An 8,592-nucleotide genomic window follows, 5' to 3' on the forward strand; every position below is an offset into this window, starting at 1 on the left:
ATCGATTATTTTTGATTGCGGGAAAGAATTTTCAAACTGGAAAAACATCAGCAATCAACAGGATATCGACATTTATTTTGCAGACCCAGGCACGCCCTCTCAAAGAGCTCTAAATGAAAATTCAAATGGGTTACTACGAAAAACCGGTCTACCAAAAGAAATGGATTTCAATTCAGTTACACAAGAGTACATTTCAAGCGTTTCTTCTAGAAGAAACAACATTCCAAGAAAGTCATTAAATTATCGAACACCACTTGAGTGTTTCTTAGATCATGTAGACAATGATATTTTGTCTCGCTTAATTTGACAAATCAAAAATATATTCAATCGTGGTGTTGATTTTAGTAGAGGAAAAACTCAAACCTTAGTAATGCTGATCGCACATCTTTGTAAAGGGTATTCTCTTTGTGCATACCCTTTGAGAGTTAAACTATCCGGACAAATCGGACACCCTAAAAGGGAATTAATCGAACCTTACAAAACCTAACATGTTAAGTGTTGAAAAGAGATGGTCAGAGTAAGAGAAAAATGAATTTCCTTATAGTTTTGGGTTTTTCTTATATAGGAGAGAACATCTATGTATTTAAGAATCAATATAAAGAGTTTCCGAGATATTCCAGAGAGTCTCACGAGGATCAAGCTGGCGGAAAAAATGTCAGGGATAGTGAACAAGAAAGAAAAGTGGGTCATATTGGGAAAAGAAGAGATTGCCTTGGAGACTCTGCCCACCAACTATGGCGGTTTAAGGTATTACTTCCTCTGCCCTACTTGTGTGAGCAGAAGAAATATTCTTTACTACCATACGAAGAATGGAGAAATCGGGTGTAGGGATTGTTTCAATCTGAAATATCCTTCCTTGAACCGCTCAAAGACTGATTGTGCTTACTACTATAAGTTGGCAGAAAAAGAAGCACAGAAGATTGATCCTAGTTATGTATGGGACGGAAGGAATAATGAGTACAAGTTCCCAGATAGACCAAAAAACATGCATCGAGACAAATACAATCGAAGAAAACGGAAGTACACACGGTATGTGAAAGAGGGGGACAGACTTTGGCTTGCAGGAGTCGCCCAGAGCTTTAAATAGCGGGACCACTCAGACAACCAAGGATTTAATTACCTGAATGGAAGATTTAGTTTCTTCAAATGATTAGTGAGAATGGGTTGAAACACGGGATTTATGCTACTTCTTGAAGAGCCTTACAACGTTCCACGTCTATTCTCCACAACAAACCAGCTAAAAACGACACTTTTTAAGACAAAAATGAATGAAGGAGAGAAGCATATGAATTTCGATTTTTTCGATATTTTGGCATATGACTACAAACTAGACAAGCAAGAGGTACAAAGCAAATATGCAAAGTTTTTATGTGAAAAAGAAGGCGTAGAGTATTCCCCGTTGTTAGAACTAGAATTGGATGGATTGGGGATGGAAGAAGTCAGAGAAAAGATTATGAACGAGAAGCAGGAAGATTCGGACACCAATCCCGATAATGATCAAGCACCGCAGTCAGAAGAACCAGGTGCGCTGGGCAGGGAATTAGCTCAACGTTTAAAAGTAAATCCAGCAAAGAGCCATTACTTCGATAACTAGATAGGAGGATTAAAAGATGAATAGACACAAATTGACAATGCAGCTGCAGTTCTTTTCTGAAGAAGCTGAAGACCAAGAAGAGGTTGGGTTGAACGAAGACAAAGTTAATCAACTAATTGAACAAGCTATTTCAAAAGGCCGCGATGAAGCCCGTAAAGAATGGGATCGTGAGAACCTAAATCGAAAAGACGAGTCCTCGGAAGAAGTGAAAGAGCTGGAGAAGAAACTCTCTCAAATGGAAAAGGAACAAACCTTGGAATCAGCGACGAAAGACGTTTCTAAGCATTTAAGTGCTCAAAGCATCGAAGTTGATAGGGAGCTTGCTCGTCTGTTGGTAGGCGAAAGCTCAGAGGAGACAAAAGCAAATGTGCAGGTATTCGAAAAGTATGTCCAGAGAATACGTGCAGATTTATGGGAAGGCCAGGACGAAGCCATTAGAAAGCGTCTAGGCGGTCGGATCCCCATTGAGTCTGGAAACAAAATGGAAGAAGGCAAGATAGGTAAACAAGTCGCTCAAAAAGCAAAGCAACAGCAAACTAAAAGAAAACCGTCACACTACTTCACAGGTAGAAACTAAAAGGAGGACAACAAATGATTCAAAAAAGACACGAACAAGTTATTAAAGATTACAAAAAAATAGCGGAAGAATTAAAAAAAGATATCGAGGAATTCAAGAAGATGTCGGATGATCGCGCGAGGCTTCGGGAAGATATTCAGAAGTATACAGCAGAGATGGAGGAGTCGCCTTCATATGAAACGACTATAAAGCTCGGTTCTTTGAAACAAGGAGCAGAAGATTTTGAAAAAGGCTTTCGGGAGAAAGAGAAAAGATTCAATAGAAAAGTAGAAAATGAAACCCAAAATTTCAAGAGAAGAGCGAAAGAGGTTATGAAGTTCTCGCTTGATGCAGATGAAAGATTATTAAAAGAAGAAGAAAACCTACTTAACCTCTTGAAGGCAGTAGAGGAAAAACATAAAGAGATTGAAAGGCTTTCTGCAGAGATTGTAGAAGAAGCTTATAAAGAACTGGAAGGTACAGGAATGTATGATGTCATGCACGCTGTAGGAGGATATACAGGAGACATTGACGCTTCAAATGGAATTAGTTTAGCTCAAAGGTTTAACTCTCCAGGATTATCAAATGTGACAGGATTCGTAGAGGATTTACGACTGAGCATAAAACAGAAAGAAGAAACCATCAGCAAGCAGAAAGAAACTAAGGAATGAATAATTGGTGACAAATACGCATTAAGCGGGGTGGTGTGTTGAGTGGAGACAGATTTGGATTAGCGAGGAAGTATTTTCGACTCGAAGAATCTATAAAGGAATCGCAACAACGATTACGTATCATGAGAAAAAAATTTTATAGCCAATCCATGCATACAAGGACGGAAGAGTTTGGGGCAGGAGTATTGGTAACGGTAGGCTTCCGACAAGAAAAAGAAGTTGTGCTGTTTGTAGACTGTCTTGCAAATATTCAGAGAGGGATTGAGGTGAAAGAGAAAAAACTTCGTTACTTTAATGACTATCTTCAATCCTTAACGCCAGGACAACGTGAGTATTTATTTAAGCGCTACAGGCGAGGTTTGAAGATGCCTGCTAGGGAAGATGTAGAAACAGCTTTAAACGAAGAAATAAACGAAATAGAGGACGCGATTCAATTCATGTATGGTTTTAATCCAGAACCAAGAGAGTATGACGCGACAGGAAACGCAAAAGCCAATTTTCAAGAAATGTTGATGGTGTTAGGAGTGAAATAATGAGTTTGCCTGAACTTCAACAGTTAAAAGAGCAATCAAGTGATAAGTTGCCAAACTTCAGACCTAGAGCCGGTGGTTACAATTTGAGGAAATGGTATAAATATCAACAGAATTTGAATTACCTAAAAGAACATGAGGTAGTTTTAGCAAAAATACTGTTTTCCGCCTTGAATGATTTAGAGGAAGAAGAAAGAGCATTTCTTGCTTCAAAATATTGTGTTCCATACAAGGTAAAGAACGGCATTAGCGTACGACCAACAGATAAAGAGTTAGCAGAGGAACAAGGTATGAGTTTATCGAAGTATAAAGCTAAGCGCCATCGCTTAGAACGAAAAATGAGTTACTTTATTGCTGAATACGAATTGAAATACAAAGATGAGTACGAACAATCATTATGGTTTAAGCACGGTAACGGAAAAAGAGGAGGAAAATGACAATGAACGTTGAAATTGTCTATATACAGTTTGGTGAACAACCACAAAGTTTTATGGTCGGATTAGATAAAGTAACAAATATTAAAATCTCTAAAGGGAAGGCAGTGGTAACCTTGGAGGATGGCGATTTTACTATTAACTCGGATTATGTTATTGCTTATTGTTCTAAGACACCATCATTCATTCTTAGACACCTTTCTGAAAAAATGAAAGGAGGTGAATAAGTAATTTGGAATTAAAGGAAAATGAAGTTTACATCTGCAAAGACGGAAAAATCAAGCAGGTTGAAAAGCCGAAACACGGGTTTGGAAAAACCACGGTCCATTGGCAGAATGGTAAACCGGTAAGAGTTGAGACGAATTTTACAGAAGAGATTAACTAGCTACCAAAGAACTTGGGGCATTTGCAAGAAGCGCATAGGCGCTCTGCAGATGCCTCTTTTTATTTTTAAACAGAAAGGAGTTTAATAAATGGCTGAATCTTATTCCGTTGAAGCCGTTTTATCAGCGGTGGATCAAAATTTTTCAAGCGGATTTAAAAGAGCAGAAAAAATTGTTACTAATTTTCAGAGACAAACCCAGCAAATCAATACGGGATACACTAAAGCAATCGGAAACATGGCAGCTACTACTGCCAAATACGCATCTGTTATGGCACCGGTCCTTACCGGTTTCATGATTAAGAGTGCGTCAGACATGCGAGTCATGGAAGCTCAGTACGGCCAAGCGTTTAAGGGTATCGAGAAAGAAGCCAATGCGCTTGTTGGGGAGATGAGTAAATCCTTTAACATGCTTCCAGAAAGGCTGAAAGCACCAATGAGTTCATTTCAGTCCTACTTCCTGGGAACTGGGATGGAAGTCAATGACTCACTTGAGTCTACAGAACAGGCAATGACAATTGCGGCAGATGCAGCGGCTTATTACGATAAATCCGTTGAAGATACCTCCGCCAGTCTGAAAGGTTTTTTACTTGGGAACTTTGAAAACGGGGACGCCATCGGAATCAATACTAACTTGACCAAGATTGGCGCAGCCTATAACGAGAAATACGGTGGGTCGTTTGACGATTTATCAGAAGCCCAAAAGCAAAATTATCTTTTGGAGTATGTTAATGATATTTACAAACTGAACGGTGTTATGGGACAAGCAGAAAGGGAATCTAGAGAGTTCGAGAACGTATTCGGAAACTTGAAATCCTCTGTTTCTACTTTAGCTTCAGCGATAGGCGAACCGTTTATGGATCCCCTCATTCGAGGCATGGAGATAGCAACAGATTATATTGTTAGAGCGACTGATTGGATACGGAATTTCGCAAAAGAGTTTGAAGGCTTAAAAACGGCTCAACAGCGCATTGATTTAATCACAAGAGCTATAGAACCACTGCTACCACTACTGGCAACAGTGGGCACCGCTATCTCATTGGCGTTTGTCATGCCTGCTTTAGGACCTATAGCAAGTTTTGCAGGCGGAGTAGTGAGTGCCTTCAGCGGAACGTTCTCGTTCTTTACAAAACTAGCGGATGTGTTAGCAGGAGGCTTGAGTAGGGGGATGTCAGCCGCTCTAGGTGTCCTCAGCGGTGGACTTCAAAGCATGACCTTATTAGTCAAAGGAGCCCTTGCTCTGATAGGACCAGCTGCCATTTTGGGAGTTGTATTGGCTGGATTAGGCGTTGTAGCGGGAGCGTTCGGACCGCAGATTGATAAATTCGTAGATGTAGCAGTTACCAAAGGGCCTCAAATCATCCAAGGCCTGGTAGATGGAATGCTAAACCGAATTCCTCAGCTCATCAATGCGGGTACCGGTTTGGTTGAACAGTTTTCAGCGGTAATAGTGGCTAATCTGCCTACCATTATTCAAGGTGGTTTCCAAATAATCACTTCCCTAATCGATGGAGTCATTCAAAACACAGAAAGACTAACTACCGTTGCAGTTGAGATCATATCCACCTTAGTGAATTCACTTGTAGCCAATTTACCGCAATTAGTCACTACTGCCGTTCAATTGATGCAGAGCTTTGCGGGGATGCTTGCAACCTTGTTGCCGCTCATCGTTCAGAGTGGAGTACAAATCATCGCATCGTTGATAGGTGGAATTGCAGCCAACGCAGGGAGCTTAATTTCTTCGGGAATTATGATTATCTTCACGCTGGCACAAGCGCTTCTTTCAGCTTTGCCGCAACTAGCTATGGTGGGCTTAAACCTCCTTGTTGGCGTTGCGCAAGGAATCCTTCAGAATTTGCCATTAATCTTCACGGCGGCCACTTCTCTGGTTCTTACGCTCGTGGATGGGATTGTTCAGATGATTCCTCAGATTATCGGCACTGGAATTGAGCTGATCGTCCGCTTTGCGGAGACGATCGTAACCAATTTGCCTACTATCGTACAGGTTGGCTTCCAAATTATATCTAGTCTTGTCACTGGAATCCTTCAGGCCATCCCTGATTTACTAGGCGGGGTAGTAGAACAGATAACCGGAGTCTTCACTGGTTTGTGGGATAGAATCACTGGAAAGAGCAAGGAAGGCGGGCAGCAGACAGCCGCAGAAATGGACGCAGCTGCACAAAAAATGAATGCCACTTCTATTGACCTGTCCTCAAATGTTACCAATCAATTTGGTAACATGTCTGATACAGCAACGACATATACTGGGGCAATGTCGAGAGGTGTTCAGTCGGATATGTCGCATTTGGCTAGCACATCCACTTCTGAAATAGCAGGAATGAACTCAGAAGTGTCTAACTTGTTCTCGAATATCAACAACGCAGGGACTGTGGATACGTCTAACATGAACACGAACGTGACTGGAAACGTATCAGACATGACTTCCAATGTTACCGGCAACCTTGAAAACATGACCTCTAATGTGGGGTCAGAGATGGGCAACTTGAGCAACGTGACAAGTGATTCGATTGAACAGATGAACGACAAGATGGTTAAACAAACGCGACAAATGGAACAAACAGTCAGCGTTGCTTTCCGTAAAATTGTGGAATCTATCAATCAAGCTATGCAACAAGCGAATAAGGCAATTGCTTCAGGTCTGCAACTGGCACTATCCACTGCAAGAAACGGAGCAAATAGCATCGTCAGTGTCTTCCGAGCCATGCAAGTTTCTTTGTACAGCGCAGGAAGATATGCCATGGTTGGGTTAACAAACGGAATCAGAGCCGGGAGCGGAGGAGCGATCAGTGCAGCTCGAGCAGTTGCTAACTCCGTTACCAGTACCATCCGGAGCGCGATGCGAATCCACTCTCCTTCTCGAGTGACAGAACAGCTCGGGGAATACACCACAGAGGGAATGGAAATCGGGTTGTTGAACCGTTTGCGGAATGTCACACAAGCGGCCTCCAGGATTGCTGCAACTGTTTCTAGCGCAATGTCCGTTCAACCTCAAATGGATATTGCTGGAATAGCCTCAGCAAATAGACATGTGGGGAGAACAGTTCAACATTCTGTGAATGTCAACTCTGTGCGCTCGGAAGCGATACTTGGTCGCACGGAAAAACTTCTTGAACAGATTGCACATAATGGCCAAGTCATCGTGTTAGATTCGGGTGAACTTGTAGGCGCCACGTACCCTCAGTATGATCGCGCAGGCGGAAATCGAACACAACTATCAGAAAGATGGGGCAGATAACATTGTTAGGTTTATAAAAAGGGGAGGAGCTGCTGTAATTGGCGGCTCCTTTTTGTTAGTTAAGGTAGAACATGAGGTCCGACATAATTTGGAATAATATAAATAGCCGCTCCATATGATGAATTACAAGCTGGATACGCTTAATAAAAATATGGAGGAATTGCTATGCAAAACCAGACAACAAAAAGGCAGAAGAAAGAAGTTTACGTATACGAAAGAGGATATGAATTGTTCACTATGCTAGGTCCATTAACTGAGGATCAGATAGCGATTGAAGGACTGAAAGTAAATAGAGAACACACAGAGAATCTGCAAAAGCTTTTGAACATTATTGTTTTTAAAGCTAAGGACGAATTTGCTCCAAATGGCTTTAGAGACGAAGAAACTCTACACTTCGTTAATGCTATAGTGAAGAACATTTTCGGGGAAGTCGTTCAACAGTTTGATTTCAACCATTCTTTCCATGGTCCTAAAGGCGAATTTATGCGGAATAGACGCTACATCGAAACAAGAGTTGAGATGGAAAGAGAGATGTTTGAGTTGGGGAAACTATACGCGGATATGTTAGACGCCAGAGTGGATATTCCTGAAGATTTCTAAGCTATACCCTCCCCGTTGAAGTCGGGGAGGGGTTCTATTTCTTTTGAAGCAAACATGTTTTTAACTATATTAACATTTTGTTTTCTGTATACTCGATGTTTTTTTCACTTCTTAATCGTCCTTAATCGTATCTAATCACATGTTTTTTATATCAAATAGCATTAAATAGCATCGATTAAAGGCGTATAAGGAATAAATAAATGTTACGGAAATAAGTAATTTTGAAGGTTAGTGTAAAATAGTTCTCGGTAAGTCATCTATTGTTTATTGGACAAAAAGAAACGAGACCTTTATTCTAAAAGTTACCACACAAATAGAAAGAGGTCTCGTTATGAACAATATAATAGCACAAATCATTGCATTGTGGAAGGAAGAAGATACCCTACTTGATATAGAAAGCCATTTAAACCTATGGTTTCAAGGATGGAATGAATGGATAATGAAATACGCAATAGAACGAATGGACAAGGAACTGTATTACCACTATAAGCAAGAGGGCTGGAAAATAGATAGAATAGAACAGCGAACCGTCCAATTTCAGTTTGGTCAGGTGACCTATTATAGAAGAC

General features: G+C 40.9%; 11 protein-coding genes and 1 pseudogene. All 12 read left to right on the forward strand.

The annotated features are described in order from the left end of the window. On the forward strand, nt 1-307 hold a 307-nt coding region (locus G470_RS14270), incomplete at its 5' end, for an IS30 family transposase (RefSeq protein ID WP_156908073.1). Between the two features lie 270 nt (nt 308-577). Then, nucleotides 578-1,087 (forward strand): hypothetical protein, encoded by a 510-nt coding sequence (locus tag G470_RS13400; protein WP_051258552.1) that lies wholly within the window; start codon nt 578-580, stop codon nt 1,085-1,087. Between the two features lie 198 nt (nt 1,088-1,285). Continuing rightward, a complete protein-coding gene (locus G470_RS0110480; RefSeq protein ID WP_028274766.1) occupies nt 1,286-1,594 on the forward strand; it encodes a hypothetical protein in 309 nt (102 codons plus the stop codon). A 16-nt stretch (nt 1,595-1,610) separates the two neighbouring features. Further along, complete coding sequence (locus G470_RS0110485) at nt 1,611-2,171, forward strand: capsid assembly scaffolding protein Gp46 family protein (protein ID WP_028274767.1); 561 nt, start codon at nt 1,611-1,613, stop codon at nt 2,169-2,171. 14 nt (nt 2,172-2,185) lie between these two features. Beyond that, the gene (locus G470_RS0110490; RefSeq protein WP_028274768.1) at nt 2,186-2,821 is read left to right on the forward strand and encodes a hypothetical protein; all 636 of its coding nucleotides are present in this window, start codon (nt 2,186-2,188) and stop codon (nt 2,819-2,821) included. Between the two features lie 38 nt (nt 2,822-2,859). Continuing rightward, the gene (locus G470_RS0110495) at nt 2,860-3,354 is read left to right on the forward strand and encodes a hypothetical protein (RefSeq protein ID WP_028274769.1); all 495 of its coding nucleotides are present in this window, start codon (nt 2,860-2,862) and stop codon (nt 3,352-3,354) included. Then, nucleotides 3,354-3,788, forward strand: a complete 435-nt coding sequence (locus G470_RS0110500; RefSeq protein ID WP_028274770.1) for a hypothetical protein — start codon at nt 3,354-3,356, stop codon at nt 3,786-3,788. The genes G470_RS0110495 and G470_RS0110500 overlap by 1 nt, the downstream gene beginning before the upstream one ends. Before the next feature lie 2 nt (nt 3,789-3,790). Then, a complete protein-coding gene (locus G470_RS0110505; RefSeq protein ID WP_028274771.1) occupies nt 3,791-4,012 on the forward strand; it encodes a hypothetical protein in 222 nt (73 codons plus the stop codon). A 5-nt stretch (nt 4,013-4,017) separates the two neighbouring features. Beyond that, nucleotides 4,018-4,170, forward strand: coding sequence for a DUF3954 domain-containing protein (locus G470_RS14275; RefSeq protein WP_205617927.1), 153 nt, complete (start codon nt 4,018-4,020; stop codon nt 4,168-4,170). An 88-nt stretch (nt 4,171-4,258) separates the two neighbouring features. Further along, entirely contained in the window at nt 4,259-7,423 is a 3,165-nt protein-coding gene (locus G470_RS0110515; RefSeq protein WP_028274772.1) for a phage tail family protein, read from the forward strand. Between the two features lie 165 nt (nt 7,424-7,588). Further along, nucleotides 7,589-8,023, forward strand: a complete 435-nt coding sequence (locus tag G470_RS0110520) for a hypothetical protein (protein WP_028274773.1) — start codon at nt 7,589-7,591, stop codon at nt 8,021-8,023. A 331-nt stretch (nt 8,024-8,354) separates the two neighbouring features. Then, a pseudogene (locus G470_RS0110525) lies at nt 8,355-8,592 on the forward strand (ISLre2-like element ISAot1 family transposase); the annotation flags it as partial.

This window comes from Atopococcus tabaci DSM 17538, from assembly GCF_000429585.1.
In the GTDB taxonomy this organism is placed as follows: Bacteria; Bacillota; Bacilli; order Lactobacillales; family Carnobacteriaceae_A; genus Atopococcus; species Atopococcus tabaci.

Bases quoted from the DNA above. Each gene is read 5' to 3' on its own strand.
- G470_RS0110485 (WP_028274767.1), top strand. From the start codon at position 1,611: ATGAATAGACACAAATTGACAATGCAGCTGCAGTTCTTTTCTGAAGAA.
- G470_RS0110490 (WP_028274768.1), top strand. From the start codon at position 2,186: ATGATTCAAAAAAGACACGAACAAGTTATTAAAGATTACAAAAAAATA.
- G470_RS13400 (WP_051258552.1), top strand. From the start codon at position 578: ATGTATTTAAGAATCAATATAAAGAGTTTCCGAGATATTCCAGAGAGT.
- G470_RS0110505 (WP_028274771.1), top strand. From the start codon at position 3,791: ATGAACGTTGAAATTGTCTATATACAGTTTGGTGAACAACCACAAAGT.
- G470_RS0110480 (WP_028274766.1), top strand. From the start codon at position 1,286: ATGAATTTCGATTTTTTCGATATTTTGGCATATGACTACAAACTAGAC.
- G470_RS0110515 (WP_028274772.1), top strand. From the start codon at position 4,259: ATGGCTGAATCTTATTCCGTTGAAGCCGTTTTATCAGCGGTGGATCAA.
- G470_RS0110520 (WP_028274773.1), top strand. From the start codon at position 7,589: ATGCAAAACCAGACAACAAAAAGGCAGAAGAAAGAAGTTTACGTATAC.
- G470_RS0110500 (WP_028274770.1), top strand. From the start codon at position 3,354: ATGAGTTTGCCTGAACTTCAACAGTTAAAAGAGCAATCAAGTGATAAG.